Raw genomic sequence first — 12,081 nt, 5'->3', positions numbered from 1 at the left:
CTAAGTGATCCAACAAGAAAGTCGTATGAAAGTTGCTGACAACTCAGGTGCACGTGAAGTTCTTACAATTAAAGTGCTTGGTGGCTCTGGCCGTAAAACTGCTAACATCGGTGATATCGTTGTTTGTACAGTTAAGAAAGCAACACCAGGTGGCGTTGTCAAGAAGGGTGACGTTGTTAAAGCTGTTATCGTTCGTACTAAATCAGGCGTTCGCCGTAAAGACGGTACTTACATCAAATTTGATGAAAATGCTTGTGTAATTATTCGTGATGATAAATCACCACGCGGAACTCGTATTTTCGGACCTGTTGCACGTGAATTACGTGACAGCAACTTCATGAAAATCGTTTCTCTAGCTCCAGAAGTTCTTTAATTTCATGACAGTGCCAATCAAGGAGGTGCGACAGCATGCATGTAAAAAAAGGTGACAAGGTTAAGGTTATCACTGGTAAGGACAAAGGCAAAGAAGGAGTAATCCTAGCTGCTTTCCCTAAACAAGATCGCGTTCTTGTTGAAGGTGTAAACATCGTGAAAAAACACGTTAAACCTAACCAATTGAATCCACAAGGTGGGATTGTAAGCCAAGAGGCTGCAATTCACGTTTCGAACGTAATGCTAATCGATCCTAAATCTGGCGAGCCGACTCGTGTAGGTTATAAAATCGAAAACGGTAAAAAAGTTCGTGTTGCAAAAAAATCAGGTGCAGTAATCGACTAATTAGTAAATAAAAGAAGGGAGGTACACACATGAGCCGCCTAAAAGAAAAATATTTAAATGAAGTTTCACCTGCTCTAATGAGCAAATTTGGATATAAATCAGTTATGCAACTTCCTAAAGTTGATAAAATCGTTATCAACATGGGTGTTGGCGATGCAGTTCAAAACTCTAAAGCACTAGATGCTGCTGTAGAAGAATTGACAATTATCACTGGTCAAAAACCAGTAGTAACTAAAGCTAAAAAATCGATCGCAGGTTTCCGTCTACGTGAAGGTATGCCTATCGGTGCTAAAGTTACATTACGCGGTGAGCGTATGTATGAATTCTTGGATAAATTAATCGCAATCGCATTACCTCGTGTACGTGACTTCCGTGGTGTTTCTAAAAAAGCATTCGATGGTCGCGGTAACTACACTCTAGGTGTTAAAGAGCAATTAATTTTCCCAGAAATCGATTACGATAAAGTTTCAAAAGTACGCGGTATGGACATCGTGATCGTAACGACAGCGAATTCTGACGAAGAAGCTCGCGAGTTATTGACACAATTCGGTATGCCGTTCCAAAAGTAATTAAACAAGGAGGGCGAAAACGTGGCTAAAAAATCTATGATCGTTAAACAACAACGTAAGCAAAAGTTTAAAGTGCAAGAATATACACGTTGTGAACGCTGTGGTCGTCCACACTCAGTATATCGCAAATTCAAACTTTGCCGTATTTGTTTCCGAGAACTTGCATATAAGGGACAAATTCCTGGCGTGAAAAAAGCCAGCTGGTAATCCCCTAATTTGGGAAGGAGGTAAATGTAATGACAATGACTGATCCGATTGCAGATATGCTTACTCGCATTCGTAATGCGAACATGGTTCGTCACGAGAAGTTAGAAGTACCAGCTTCCAACGTGAAAAAAGAAATCGCTGAAATTTTAAAGCGTGAAGGTTTCGTACGTGACGTAGAATACGTGGAAGACAACAAACAAGGTATCATCCGTATCTTCTTAAAATACGGTAAAGATAACGAACGCGTTATCACGGGCCTAAAACGTATTTCTAAACCTGGTCTACGTGTATATGCTAAAACAAATGAAGTTCCTAAAGTACTGAACGGTCTTGGTATCGCTTTAGTGTCAACTTCACAAGGTTTATTAACAGATAAAGAAGCTCGCGCTAAACAAGTTGGCGGCGAAGTTCTAGCATACGTTTGGTAATTAGCAATAAATGAATGGAGGTGCAACTAAATGTCTCGTGTAGGTAAAAAAATTATCGAGGTACCTGCTAACGTAACTGTTACTGTCGCTGCTGACAACACTGTTACTGTTAAAGGTCCTAAAGGCGAACTTGTTCGTTCTTTCCACCAAGATATGAAAATTGAGCAAGAAGGTAATGTGATCTCTGTATCTCGTCCTTCTGATTCAAAAGAACACCGCACAAACCACGGTACTACTCGTGCGCTTTTAGCGAACATGATTACTGGAGTTTCTGCAGGTTTCGAAAAATCATTAGAACTTATCGGTGTCGGTTACCGTGCGCAATTACAAGGTAAAAAGCTTGTACTTAACGTAGGTTACTCTCACCCAGTTGAGTTCACACCAGAAGATGGTCTTGAAGTAGAAGTTCCTTCTAATACAAAAATCATCGTTAAAGGTATCAGCAAAGAACGCGTTGGCGCTCTTGCATCTAATATCCGTGACGTTCGTCCACCAGAGCCGTATAAAGGTAAAGGTATCCGTTACGAAGGCGAATACGTTCGTCGTAAAGAAGGTAAAACAGGTAAATAATGCTGCTTAAGCATTAGAAAGGAGTGACCCTTGTGATTACGAAACAGGATAAAAATCAAGTTCGTAAAAAACGTCATGCGCGAGTACGTTCTAAAATTACGGGTACTGCTGAGCGTCCACGCTTAAACGTATTCCGTTCTAACAAGAACATCTACGCTCAACTTATCGATGACGTAGCAGGCGTAACTATTGTTAGCGCATCTTCTCAAGAAAATGGTTTTGAAGGTGCTGGTAACAACGTTGAAGCTGCATCAAAAATCGGTGAAACAATCGCGAAACGCGCTACGGAAAAAAATATTACTGCTATAGTATTTGACCGTGGTGGTTACTTATATCATGGACGTGTTAAAGCTTTAGCTGAAGCTGCACGTGAGAACGGTTTAGAATTTTAATAAGAAGGAGGGACACATTTCATGAGTCGAATTGACGCAAACAAACTTGGAGAACTTGAAGAACGCGTAGTTACTATTAACCGTGTTGCTAAAGTTGTTAAAGGTGGACGTCGCTTCCGCTTCACAGCATTAGTTGTAGTTGGCGATAGAAACGGACATGTTGGTTTCGGTACTGGTAAAGCTCAAGAGGTGCCAGACGCTATCCGTAAAGCTGTTGAAGATGCGAAGAAAAACTTAATCGAAGTGCCACGTGTTGGTGGAACAACTCCACACTTAGTGCTTGGTCGCTTCGGTGCAGGAGAAATCCTAATCAAACCTGCTGCTCCTGGTACAGGAGTTATCGCTGGTGGTCCAGTACGTGCCGTACTAGAACTTGCTGGTATTACTGATATTCTTTCAAAATCACTTGGATCTAACACACCAATCAACATGGTGCGTGCTACTGTTCAAGGTTTAACTGAATTAAAACGCGTAGAGGACGTTGCAAAATTACGTGGCAAATCAGTGGAAGAAATATTAGGATAAGGGGGGAATAATAATGGCTAACAAATTAGAAATCACCCTTACAAAATCTGTGATCGGTTCTAAACCGGCACAACGTAAAACTATTGAAGCTCTTGGTTTACGTAAATTAAATCAAACTGTTGAGAAAGCTGATAATGCAGCTACTCGCGGTATGCTTGATAAAGTAGCTCACTTAGTTACTGTAAAAGAAAATTAATTTTTAATTAATGAACAAGGAGGTGCCACCCACTATGAAACTGCATGAGTTAAAACCAGCAGAAGGTTCTCGTAAGCAACGCAATCGCGTTGGTCGTGGTATCGGTTCTGGTAACGGTAAAACTGCGGGTAGAGGTCATAAAGGTCAAAACTCTCGATCTGGCGGCGGTGTACGCCCAGGCTTTGAGGGCGGACAAAACCCGTTATTCCGTCGTTTACCAAAACGTGGCTTTACGAACATTAACCGTAAAGAATACGCTATCGTTAACCTTGACACATTAAACCGTTTCGAAGACGGTGCAGAAGTAACAACTGCATTATTACTTGAAACTGGTCTTGTGAGCAATGAAAAAGCTGGAATTAAAGTTCTTGGTAATGGAACACTTAACAAAAAGCTTACTGTAAAAGCTCATAAATTCTCAGCTTCAGCGAAAGAAGCAATCGAGAATGCCGGCGGAACTACTGAGGTGATTTAATGTTTCAGACAATCTCTAACTTTATGCGTGTTCGAGATATAAGAAATAAAATCATTTTCACTCTTTTAATGTTAATCGTATTCCGTATTGGTACATTTATACCAGTACCGAACGTTGACGCAAATGTATTAAAGGCAACTGATGAGTTTAACCTCGTTGGTTTCCTCAATACTTTTGGCGGTGGTGCTTTGAAAAACTTCTCTATCTTCGCGATGGGAATTATGCCATACATCACAGCCTCAATTATTGTTCAGTTATTGCAAATGGACGTAGTACCGAAGTTTGCTGAGTGGGCAAAGCAAGGTGAAGTCGGAAGACGTAAACTTGCACAATTTACTCGTTACTTTACAATTATTCTTGCCTTTATCCAATCGTTCGCGATGTCATTTGGTTTCAATAAAATGTATGGTGGATCTTTGATTAAAGAAGAGGGAATTCTAACGTATGTTACAATTTCAATTGTATTGACAGCGGGTACAGCTTTCCTTGTATGGCTTGCTGAGCAAATTACTGCACATGGTGTTGGTAATGGTATTTCTGTTGTAATTTTCGCAGGTATCGTTGCAGCATTACCTACAGGAATAAACCAAATTTATGCACAACAAATTGAGGGTGCTGGTGATAAACTGTTTATTAACATTATCATTCTTGCATTACTTGCTTTGATTTTACTTGCAATTGTCGTGGGTGTTATTTACGTGCAACAAGCACTTCGTAAAATCCCAATTCAATATGCAAAACGAGTTACTGGACGCAACCAACAAACTGGTGGTCAACAAACGCACTTACCGTTAAAAGTAAATGCTGCAGGGGTTATTCCGGTAATCTTCTCAGTAGCGTTCCTTGTTACGCCTCGTACGTTAGCAGCGTTCTTTGGTCAAAATGATGTAACAACATTCATTGAAAACACGTTCGATTATCAGAAACCTGTTGGGATGTTGATTTATGTTGCATTGATCGTCGCGTTCACATATTTCTATGCATTCGTACAAGTGAATCCAGAAAATGTGGCAGACAACTTGAAAAAACAAGGTGCTTACATTCCAGGTATTCGCCCGGGTGAAAACACTCAAACGTATTTAACAAGCGTGTTATATCGTCTGACTTTTGTTGGCGCGATATTCTTAACTGTAATTGCTGTAATGCCGATTATATTCATCAACCTTATGAATCTACCTGCTTCAGTGCAAATCGGTGGTACTAGTATAATTATCGTAGTCGGCGTAGCGCTAGAAACGATGAAACAGCTAGAATCCCAACTTGTTAAACGTCACTACAAAGGCTTTATGAAATAATGTTGATTTTTAGGGAACGTTCCTCGTTTCCTAAAAATCAGCAAACCTTTTGTGGGAGGACTATTTCCGATGAATATCGTTTTAATGGGTCTGCCAGGTGCTGGTAAAGGTACACAGGCAGATAAAATTGTAGAGAAGTACGCAATTCCTCATATTTCTACAGGAGATATGTTCCGTGCCGCTATTAAAGAAGGTACAGAACTAGGCTTACAGGCTAAATCGTTTATGGATCAAGGTGCTTTAGTACCTGATGAAGTAACGATTGGTATTGTTCGTGAGCGACTTGCTAAACCTGATTGTGAAAAGGGCTTCTTATTAGATGGATTCCCACGTACTGTTCCACAAGCTGAAGCATTAGATAGCATTTTAGCTAATCTTGGTAAAGCTATTGAGCATACGATTAACATTCAAGTTGAGAAAGATGAGCTTATTGCTCGTTTATCAGGTCGTCGTATTTGTAAAACTTGCGGTACATCATATCATTTAATTTTCAATCCACCTGCTGTGGAAGGTAAATGTGATAAAGATGGCGGCGAACTTTACACACGTGCGGATGATAATCCTGAAACGGTTGCAAACCGTCTGGAAGTAAATATGAATCAAGCACAACCTTTGCTCAACTTCTATGAAGCAAAAGGTGTGTTAACAAATATTGATGGACAGCAAGATATTAATAAAGTGTTTGCTGATCTTGATGCTCTTTTACAGAGCAGCCGCAGCTGATACCCGGCTCCGGGCGCAGAATACTGCTTCCGCGGGAGGCATGCGGGAGCAACACCGAAACATAATTTTTTTGAGAGTTGCAAAAGCATATTGTGCCCGGTATATATTTCTTTTAAAAAGTGCAACATTACTTTTGGGAGAGTATAATGGGTTTCGTGGAAGCATCTGTGTAACGGGTATGAATATCTCATCAAAGACATTCCGGTATTCGTGTAAACATGGGAGATTCAGTGCCCAGACTGGTCCTGTATATTCCGTGGATTGTGTGAAGCGAAACCAGACGAGCGTCTTTCAAACATCTCTCATACAATCCAAACATATGTTGAAACGAGGTTGCTTCTATAGTTGCAGCAGATATCCGTTTGATGTAACGATGAGAACTTTAATTTGCATATAGAGAGGAGAGACAGAGTAGATGGCGAAAGATGATGTAATTGAAGTCGAAGGAACAGTTGTTGAGACTTTGCCAAACGCGATGTTTAAGGTAGAATTAGAAAATGGACATGTGATTTTAGCACACGTATCTGGTAAGATTCGTATGCACTTTATCCGTATTCTACCTGGAGATAAGGTTACTATCGAGTTATCTCCTTATGATTTAACTCGCGGTCGTATCACATACCGTTTTAAATAATCTTTTGCGCTCCGGACTATTAAGGAGGTTAGGTTAGATGAAAGTGAGACCATCTGTGAAACCGATCTGCGAAAAATGTAAAGTAATTCGCCGACGCGGTAAAGTAATGGTAATCTGTGAAAATCCTAAACACAAACAAAAACAAGGTTGATTCTAAAGGAGGTGCACAACGTACATGGCACGTATTGCTGGTGTTGACATTCCTCGCGACAAACGCGTGGTAATTTCATTAACTTACATTTACGGTATTGGTAAAACTACAGCTCAGAAAGTATTAGCTGGCGCAGGTATTTCAGAAGATACACGCGTACGCGACTTAACTGAAGATCAGTTAAACCTAATCCGTGAACAATTAGATTCTTACAAACTTGAAGGTGACTTACGTCGCGAAACTTCATTAAACATTAAACGTCTGATGGAAATCGGTTCATTCCGTGGTATCCGTCACCGTCGTGGTTTACCTGTTCGTGGTCAAAATACGAAGAACAATGCGCGTACGCGTAAAGGTCCTCGTAAAACAGTTGCGAACAAGAAAAAATAATACGTAAAGGAGGTTCCTTCTTAACATGGCTCGTAAACAACAAACTCGTAAACGTCGTGTGAAAAAGAATATCGAATCTGGTATTGCACACATCCGTTCTACATTTAACAATACAATTGTAACGATTACAGATATGCAAGGTAACGCTGTATCTTGGTCAAGTGCTGGTGCTCTTGGTTTCCGTGGTTCACGTAAATCTACACCATTCGCTGCACAAATGGCTGCAGAAACTGCTGCTAAAACATCCCTTGAACATGGTCTGAAAACGTTGGAAGTAACTGTTAAAGGTCCTGGTGCTGGTCGTGAAGCTGCAATTCGTGCACTTCAAGCTGCTGGTTTAGAAGTAACTGCTATTAAAGACGTTACTCCAGTTCCTCACAATGGTTGCCGTCCGCCAAAACGTCGTCGCGTGTAATGGGTGCGTCTCATATTGTATGAGAACATCATTTTTTGTACAGACTGTCTTGTGCAGATATTAAACGATACGTCAATGACGATCGAATCTATGATGGAAAGAACCTATACATTCGATGTTTTGAAGGAGGGTAAATGAAATGATCGAAATTGAAAAACCAAAGATTGAAACGGTGGAGATCAGCGAAGATTCCAAATATGGAAAGTTTGTTGTAGAACCGCTTGAACGCGGATATGGAAACACTTTGGGTAATTCTTTACGTCGTATCCTTCTGTCTTCATTACCAGGAGCTGCTGTCACTTCAATCCAAATTGATGGTGTACTTCACGAATTCTCTACTGTAGAAGGCGTTGTAGAAGATGTAGCTTCAATTATTTTGAACGTGAAAAAGCTTGCTCTTAAAATCTACTCTGACGAAGAAAAAGTTATTGAGATTGATGTAAAGGGCGATGGTACAGTTACGGCTGCTGACATTACACATGACAGTGACGTAGAAATTTTAAACCCAGATCTATATATTGCAACAATCGCTAAAAACGGTCATTTACGTATGCGTATGTACGCTCAACGCGGCCGTGGTTACACTCCTGCTGATCAAAACAAACGTGAGGATCTTCCTATCGGCGTGATCCCGATCGACTCTATTTACACTCCAGTATCACGCGTCAATTTCCAAGTGGAAAATACTCGTGTAGGTCAGTCTTCTGACTACGATAAACTTTCTCTTGATGTGTGGACAGATGGTAGCATCGGTCCGAAAGAGGCGATTTCGCTCGGAGCAAAAATTTTAACCGAGCATCTAAACATCTTCGTTGGCATGACAGATGAGGCACAAACTGCTGAAATCATGGTCGAAAAAGAAGAAGATCAAAAAGAAAAAGTTTTAGAGATGACTATCGAAGAACTTGATCTTTCTGTTCGTTCTTATAACTGCTTAAAACGCGCTGGTATTAATACAGTACTAGAACTTGCGAATAAGTCAGAAGACGACATGATGAAAGTTCGTAACCTTGGACGTAAGTCATTAGAAGAGGTAAAAGCGAAGTTAGAAGAGCTTGGTTTAGGGTTACGCAAAGAAGACTAAGCGATTTAAACAAAACTTATAAGATCAGATATTTTTTATAAAGGAGGGAAACATCCATGGGTTACAGAAAACTTGGTCGTACAAGTTCTCAACGTAAAGCGATGTTACGTGACTTAGCTACTGATTTAATCATCAACGAGCGTATCGAAACTACTGAGGCTCGCGCTAAAGAAGTACGTAAAGCTGTTGAAAAAATGATTACTTTAGGTAAACGCGGAGATTTACACGCACGCCGTCAAGCTGCTGCATTCATCCGTCGTGAACTAGTAACAACTACTGACGAAGAAGGTAACGAAACAACTTCATTTGCACTACAAAAGCTATTTGATGATGTTGCACCACGTTACGCAGAACGTCAAGGTGGTTACACTCGTATTCTTAAAGTAGGTCCTCGTCGTGGTGACGGTGCACCTGTTGTTGTGATTGAATTAGTTTAATCATAAGAGAAAACAAGTGGTGAAGAGGGTGGAACCACCACCCTCTTTCTTTATAAAACGATTTATACGACAAATAATTAAGCTGAGCGTTATGATGAGCGGACACTTATGTGTGGCGTCTCGTTTAGCTCTCCGCACCTCATTCAAAAGAAGCTAGGGCTTGAGCACCCGTGTTTCTTGTAAATGTAACGACTAGCGCATTTCTATCGAATGAGGTGCGCGCTTTTTTATTATTAACAGCGCCAATTGATGGTGCTTTTTTTAATATATAGGAATAAGCGCTTAGGCACTTTTCTTATACCGACATATTGATTGTGGTAGAATTCATACATAAAAAAGTGTAAGTTAGTTAGTATAGCTGAGCATGTAGAGAGGAGTTCTAGAAATGCCCGAAATTTTATCGTTAAATAATGTGACGTTTTCATATACGCCTGAAAATCCTGAGATGCGAAATGCAGTCGAAAATGTAAGTTTTACCGTACAGGAAGGTGAATGGATTGCCATAGTTGGTCATAATGGTTCTGGTAAATCAACGATAGCTAAACTGATGAATGGTTTACTATTCCCGCAACAGGGAGATGTTCGTATATTACGAGAAGTATTAAATGAAGACAACCTATGGGAATGTCGTTCGCAAATGGGAATGGTTTTTCAAAATCCAGATAACCAATTTGTAGGTGCTACTGTACAAGATGATGTTGCCTTTGCTCTTGAAAATAACGGTATACCGTTTGAAGAAATGGTAAAGCGTGTGCATGCATCACTAGAACAAGTAAAGATGAGTAATTTTTTGGATCATGAGCCACATCATTTATCAGGTGGACAGAAACAACGTGTCGCTATTGCAGGGGCATTAGCTTTAAAGCCAAAGTTGCTCATTTTAGATGAAGCAACATCTATGTTAGATCCACAAGGCCGTATAGAAGTTTTACAAACTGTACAAACGTTACGTGCGGAAACAGGGCTAACGGTTTTATCGATTACACACGATTTAGAAGAAGCCATGTTGGCAGATCGTATACTTTTCATGAATGATGGCAAGAAGTTTGCAGAAGGTCCTCCTGCTGAAATTTTTTCGCTAGGGGACAAGTTAACGGAGTTAGGGCTTGATCTACCATTTGCCATGAAGTTATCAAAGTTATTGCAAAAGGAAGGTGTTCCGTTAATGGGGCAACATATGACAGAAGAAGAGTTGGTGAATGATTTATGGACATCAAACTTCAACAAGTAAGCTATGCATATTCTCAAGGAACACCTTTTGAAAAACGAGCGTTATTCGATGTGGACTTTGAGATTCCATCTCACACATACCAAGCAATTATTGGCCATACGGGCTCTGGGAAGTCGACCATTCTTCAGCATTTTAATGCACTGTTAAAGCCTACATCTGGCAAGGTGCAAATAGGTGAGCGTACAGTGGAGGCTGGTAAAAAGGCAAAGGATTTAAAAGCGGTTCGCCAACGTGTAGGTATTGTTTTTCAATTTCCAGAGCATCAACTGTTTGAAGAAACAGTATTAAAGGATATTATGTTCGGTCCTATGAACTTTGGTGTCTCAGAGAAAGAGGCTGAAGCACGCGCTAGAGAGCTTGTCCGTTTAGTTGGTTTGCCTGAAAATGTGCTCGAAAAATCACCATTTGATTTATCTGGTGGACAAATGCGTCGTGTCGCTATTGCAGGCGTATTGGCAATGGAGCCAGAGGTGATTGTATTAGATGAACCAACGGCTGGGCTAGACCCTCGGGGACAAAAAGAAATTATGGATATGTTTTATGCATTACATCAGGAGCGTAGTTTAACGACGATACTCGTTACGCACAGTATGGAGGATGCAGCCCGTTATGCTGACAATATTGTCATAATGCATGAAGGGAAAAATGTGTTGAGTGGGACACCGCGTGATATTTTTAAGGATGTTGAGACATTAAAGCAATTTCGTTTAGAACCACCCCGTATTGTACGGTTCCAGCAAAAGGTTGAAAAGATGATCAATACTCCACTAGCAAAGGTATGTTTAACGGAAGAGGAGCTTGCAATTGAAATGGCTCGATTATTGAGAGAGGAGCGTGCAGAGTCATGATGGAGAAGATGATTTTCGGGCGCTTCCTGCCAGGAGATTCTCCTGTCCATAGGCTTGACCCACGATCTAAACTCGTATTCGTTTTTGCATTTATCATTATTGTATTTTTAGCTAATAATACAATAACCTATGCAATGCTATTAGCATTTACGTTACTCATTGTTTTAGTGTCACGTATCCGCTTGTACTTTTTAATAAATGGCTTGAAGCCTGTTCTCTTTTTAATGGCGTTTACTTTCTTGCTACATATTTTTATGACAAAGGAAGGCGACCTATTATTTCATTGGAAGTTTATCTCCATCTATGAGGGAGGCGTTCGTCAAGGGATTTATATTTCGACTCGTTTCCTTGTTTTAGTGTTTATGACGTCCATTTTAACACTGACAACCTCCCCGATTTCCATTACAGATGGAATTGAGGTGTTGCTAAATCCATTGAAAAAAATAAAAGTACCTGTCCATGAGCTAGCACTAATGATGTCCATTTCACTGCGCTTTATTCCAACGTTGATGGATGAGACGGATAAGATTATGAAGGCACAAATGGCACGTGGCTCTGATTTATCTTCAGGACCGATAAAAGACCGCATTAAAGCGGTTGTGCCATTACTAGTACCGCTCTTTGTAAGTGCCTTTAAACGTGCAGAGGACTTAGCCACTGCGATGGAAGTGCGAGGCTATCGTGGCGGTGAAGGGCGTACGCGCTATCGTAAGCTAAAGTGGGATATTGGCGATTCGTTTGCTATTGCCTTACTAGTAGCCATGGCTGTTTTATTATTTTTCTATAGAAGTTAA

21 protein-coding genes and 1 pseudogene are annotated in these 12,081 nt (G+C 40.5%); all 22 read left to right on the top strand.

Going from position 1 to position 12,081, the window contains the following annotated elements; genetic code table 11:
- Positions 1-4: 4 nt before the first annotated feature.
- The 22 genes and pseudogenes from rplN to FH508_RS22780 all read left to right on the top strand — a co-directional run bounded on the left by rplN (position 5) and on the right by FH508_RS22780 (position 12,081).
- A complete protein-coding gene (gene rplN, locus FH508_RS22885) occupies positions 5-373 on the top strand; it encodes a 50S ribosomal protein L14 (RefSeq protein ID WP_004233650.1) in 369 nt (122 codons plus the stop codon).
- A 35-nt stretch (positions 374-408) separates the two neighbouring features.
- Positions 409-717: a 50S ribosomal protein L24 gene (gene rplX, locus FH508_RS22880; protein WP_004233652.1), complete on the top strand. Its 309-nt coding sequence runs from the start codon at positions 409-411 to the stop codon at positions 715-717.
- Positions 718-746: 29 nt separating this feature from the next.
- Positions 747-1,286: a 50S ribosomal protein L5 gene (rplE, locus tag FH508_RS22875; RefSeq protein ID WP_024364365.1), complete on the top strand. Its 540-nt coding sequence runs from the start codon at positions 747-749 to the stop codon at positions 1,284-1,286.
- Between the two features lie 21 nt (positions 1,287-1,307).
- Complete coding sequence (locus FH508_RS22870) at positions 1,308-1,493, top strand: type Z 30S ribosomal protein S14 (protein WP_004233656.1); 186 nt, start codon at positions 1,308-1,310, stop codon at positions 1,491-1,493.
- Between the two features lie 29 nt (positions 1,494-1,522).
- On the top strand, positions 1,523-1,921 hold the full coding sequence (gene rpsH, locus FH508_RS22865; protein WP_008181717.1) for a 30S ribosomal protein S8: 399 nt from the start codon (positions 1,523-1,525) through the stop codon (positions 1,919-1,921).
- Positions 1,922-1,951: 30 nt separating this feature from the next.
- Entirely contained in the window at positions 1,952-2,491 is a 540-nt protein-coding gene (rplF, locus tag FH508_RS22860; protein WP_079562361.1) for a 50S ribosomal protein L6, read from the top strand.
- A gap of 32 nt (positions 2,492-2,523) precedes the next feature.
- A complete protein-coding gene (gene rplR, locus FH508_RS22855) occupies positions 2,524-2,883 on the top strand; it encodes a 50S ribosomal protein L18 (protein WP_173479257.1) in 360 nt (119 codons plus the stop codon).
- A 21-nt stretch (positions 2,884-2,904) separates the two neighbouring features.
- The gene (gene rpsE / locus FH508_RS22850; protein WP_024364362.1) at positions 2,905-3,408 is read left to right on the top strand and encodes a 30S ribosomal protein S5; all 504 of its coding nucleotides are present in this window, start codon (positions 2,905-2,907) and stop codon (positions 3,406-3,408) included.
- A 13-nt stretch (positions 3,409-3,421) separates the two neighbouring features.
- Positions 3,422-3,604 (top strand): 50S ribosomal protein L30, encoded by a 183-nt coding sequence (gene rpmD, locus FH508_RS22845; protein ID WP_024364361.1) that lies wholly within the window; start codon positions 3,422-3,424, stop codon positions 3,602-3,604.
- Between the two features lie 34 nt (positions 3,605-3,638).
- On the top strand, positions 3,639-4,079 hold the full coding sequence (gene rplO / locus FH508_RS22840) for a 50S ribosomal protein L15 (protein WP_173479258.1): 441 nt from the start codon (positions 3,639-3,641) through the stop codon (positions 4,077-4,079).
- Positions 4,079-5,374 (top strand): preprotein translocase subunit SecY, encoded by a 1,296-nt coding sequence (gene secY / locus FH508_RS22835; RefSeq protein ID WP_173479259.1) that lies wholly within the window; start codon positions 4,079-4,081, stop codon positions 5,372-5,374. Before rplO ends, secY begins: the two co-directional genes overlap by 1 nt.
- A 69-nt stretch (positions 5,375-5,443) precedes the next feature.
- Positions 5,444-6,097 carry an adenylate kinase gene (locus tag FH508_RS22830; RefSeq protein ID WP_173479260.1) on the top strand — a complete coding sequence of 218 codons (654 nt, stop codon included), beginning with the start codon at positions 5,444-5,446 and terminating at the stop codon, positions 6,095-6,097.
- A gap of 249 nt (positions 6,098-6,346) precedes the next feature.
- Positions 6,347-6,424 (top strand): annotated as a pseudogene (locus FH508_RS22825) (type I methionyl aminopeptidase); the annotation flags it as partial.
- 88 nt (positions 6,425-6,512) lie between these two features.
- Entirely contained in the window at positions 6,513-6,731 is a 219-nt protein-coding gene (gene infA, locus FH508_RS22820; RefSeq protein ID WP_004233690.1) for a translation initiation factor IF-1, read from the top strand.
- Between the two features lie 37 nt (positions 6,732-6,768).
- Positions 6,769-6,882: a 50S ribosomal protein L36 gene (gene rpmJ / locus FH508_RS22815; protein ID WP_000868344.1), complete on the top strand. Its 114-nt coding sequence runs from the start codon at positions 6,769-6,771 to the stop codon at positions 6,880-6,882.
- Positions 6,883-6,906: 24 nt separating this feature from the next.
- Entirely contained in the window at positions 6,907-7,272 is a 366-nt protein-coding gene (gene rpsM / locus FH508_RS22810; RefSeq protein ID WP_024364357.1) for a 30S ribosomal protein S13, read from the top strand.
- Positions 7,273-7,297: 25 nt separating this feature from the next.
- Complete coding sequence (rpsK, locus tag FH508_RS22805; RefSeq protein ID WP_004233731.1) at positions 7,298-7,687, top strand: 30S ribosomal protein S11; 390 nt, start codon at positions 7,298-7,300, stop codon at positions 7,685-7,687.
- A 139-nt stretch (positions 7,688-7,826) separates the two neighbouring features.
- Positions 7,827-8,771 carry a DNA-directed RNA polymerase subunit alpha gene (locus FH508_RS22800; protein WP_004233733.1) on the top strand — a complete coding sequence of 315 codons (945 nt, stop codon included), beginning with the start codon at positions 7,827-7,829 and terminating at the stop codon, positions 8,769-8,771.
- 56 nt (positions 8,772-8,827) lie between these two features.
- Entirely contained in the window at positions 8,828-9,208 is a 381-nt protein-coding gene (gene rplQ / locus FH508_RS22795) for a 50S ribosomal protein L17 (protein ID WP_010860588.1), read from the top strand.
- 385 nt (positions 9,209-9,593) lie between these two features.
- A complete protein-coding gene (locus FH508_RS22790) occupies positions 9,594-10,439 on the top strand; it encodes an energy-coupling factor ABC transporter ATP-binding protein (RefSeq protein ID WP_139859716.1) in 846 nt (281 codons plus the stop codon).
- On the top strand, positions 10,415-11,287 hold the full coding sequence (locus FH508_RS22785; protein ID WP_139859718.1) for an energy-coupling factor ABC transporter ATP-binding protein: 873 nt from the start codon (positions 10,415-10,417) through the stop codon (positions 11,285-11,287). Before FH508_RS22790 ends, FH508_RS22785 begins: the two co-directional genes overlap by 25 nt.
- A complete protein-coding gene (locus FH508_RS22780; protein WP_139859720.1) occupies positions 11,284-12,081 on the top strand; it encodes an energy-coupling factor transporter transmembrane component T family protein in 798 nt (265 codons plus the stop codon). Before FH508_RS22785 ends, FH508_RS22780 begins: the two co-directional genes overlap by 4 nt.

It is taken from the genome of Lysinibacillus sp. CD3-6 (assembly GCF_006351725.2).
In the GTDB taxonomy this organism is placed as follows: domain Bacteria; phylum Bacillota; class Bacilli; order Bacillales_A; family Planococcaceae; genus Lysinibacillus.
Note: the sequence above shows the minus strand (reverse complement) of the source record. Positions and strands in the feature narration are given on the sequence as shown.

Bases quoted from the DNA above. Each gene is read 5' to 3' on its own strand.
- rpsK (WP_004233731.1), top strand. From the start codon at position 7,298: ATGGCTCGTAAACAACAAACTCGTAAACGTCGTGTGAAAAAGAATATC.
- secY (WP_173479259.1), top strand. From the start codon at position 4,079: ATGTTTCAGACAATCTCTAACTTTATGCGTGTTCGAGATATAAGAAAT.
- rpmD (WP_024364361.1), top strand. From the start codon at position 3,422: ATGGCTAACAAATTAGAAATCACCCTTACAAAATCTGTGATCGGTTCT.
- rplO (WP_173479258.1), top strand. From the start codon at position 3,639: ATGAAACTGCATGAGTTAAAACCAGCAGAAGGTTCTCGTAAGCAACGC.
- rplF (WP_079562361.1), top strand. From the start codon at position 1,952: ATGTCTCGTGTAGGTAAAAAAATTATCGAGGTACCTGCTAACGTAACT.
- rpsM (WP_024364357.1), top strand. From the start codon at position 6,907: ATGGCACGTATTGCTGGTGTTGACATTCCTCGCGACAAACGCGTGGTA.
- rpmJ (WP_000868344.1), top strand. From the start codon at position 6,769: ATGAAAGTGAGACCATCTGTGAAACCGATCTGCGAAAAATGTAAAGTA.
- rplE (WP_024364365.1), top strand. From the start codon at position 747: ATGAGCCGCCTAAAAGAAAAATATTTAAATGAAGTTTCACCTGCTCTA.
- rplX (WP_004233652.1), top strand. From the start codon at position 409: ATGCATGTAAAAAAAGGTGACAAGGTTAAGGTTATCACTGGTAAGGAC.
- rpsH (WP_008181717.1), top strand. From the start codon at position 1,523: ATGACAATGACTGATCCGATTGCAGATATGCTTACTCGCATTCGTAAT.
- FH508_RS22790 (WP_139859716.1), top strand. From the start codon at position 9,594: ATGCCCGAAATTTTATCGTTAAATAATGTGACGTTTTCATATACGCCT.
- rpsE (WP_024364362.1), top strand. From the start codon at position 2,905: ATGAGTCGAATTGACGCAAACAAACTTGGAGAACTTGAAGAACGCGTA.
- FH508_RS22785 (WP_139859718.1), top strand. From the start codon at position 10,415: ATGGACATCAAACTTCAACAAGTAAGCTATGCATATTCTCAAGGAACA.
- FH508_RS22800 (WP_004233733.1), top strand. From the start codon at position 7,827: ATGATCGAAATTGAAAAACCAAAGATTGAAACGGTGGAGATCAGCGAA.
- FH508_RS22780 (WP_139859720.1), top strand. From the start codon at position 11,284: ATGATGGAGAAGATGATTTTCGGGCGCTTCCTGCCAGGAGATTCTCCT.
- infA (WP_004233690.1), top strand. From the start codon at position 6,513: ATGGCGAAAGATGATGTAATTGAAGTCGAAGGAACAGTTGTTGAGACT.
- FH508_RS22830 (WP_173479260.1), top strand. From the start codon at position 5,444: ATGAATATCGTTTTAATGGGTCTGCCAGGTGCTGGTAAAGGTACACAG.
- rplQ (WP_010860588.1), top strand. From the start codon at position 8,828: ATGGGTTACAGAAAACTTGGTCGTACAAGTTCTCAACGTAAAGCGATG.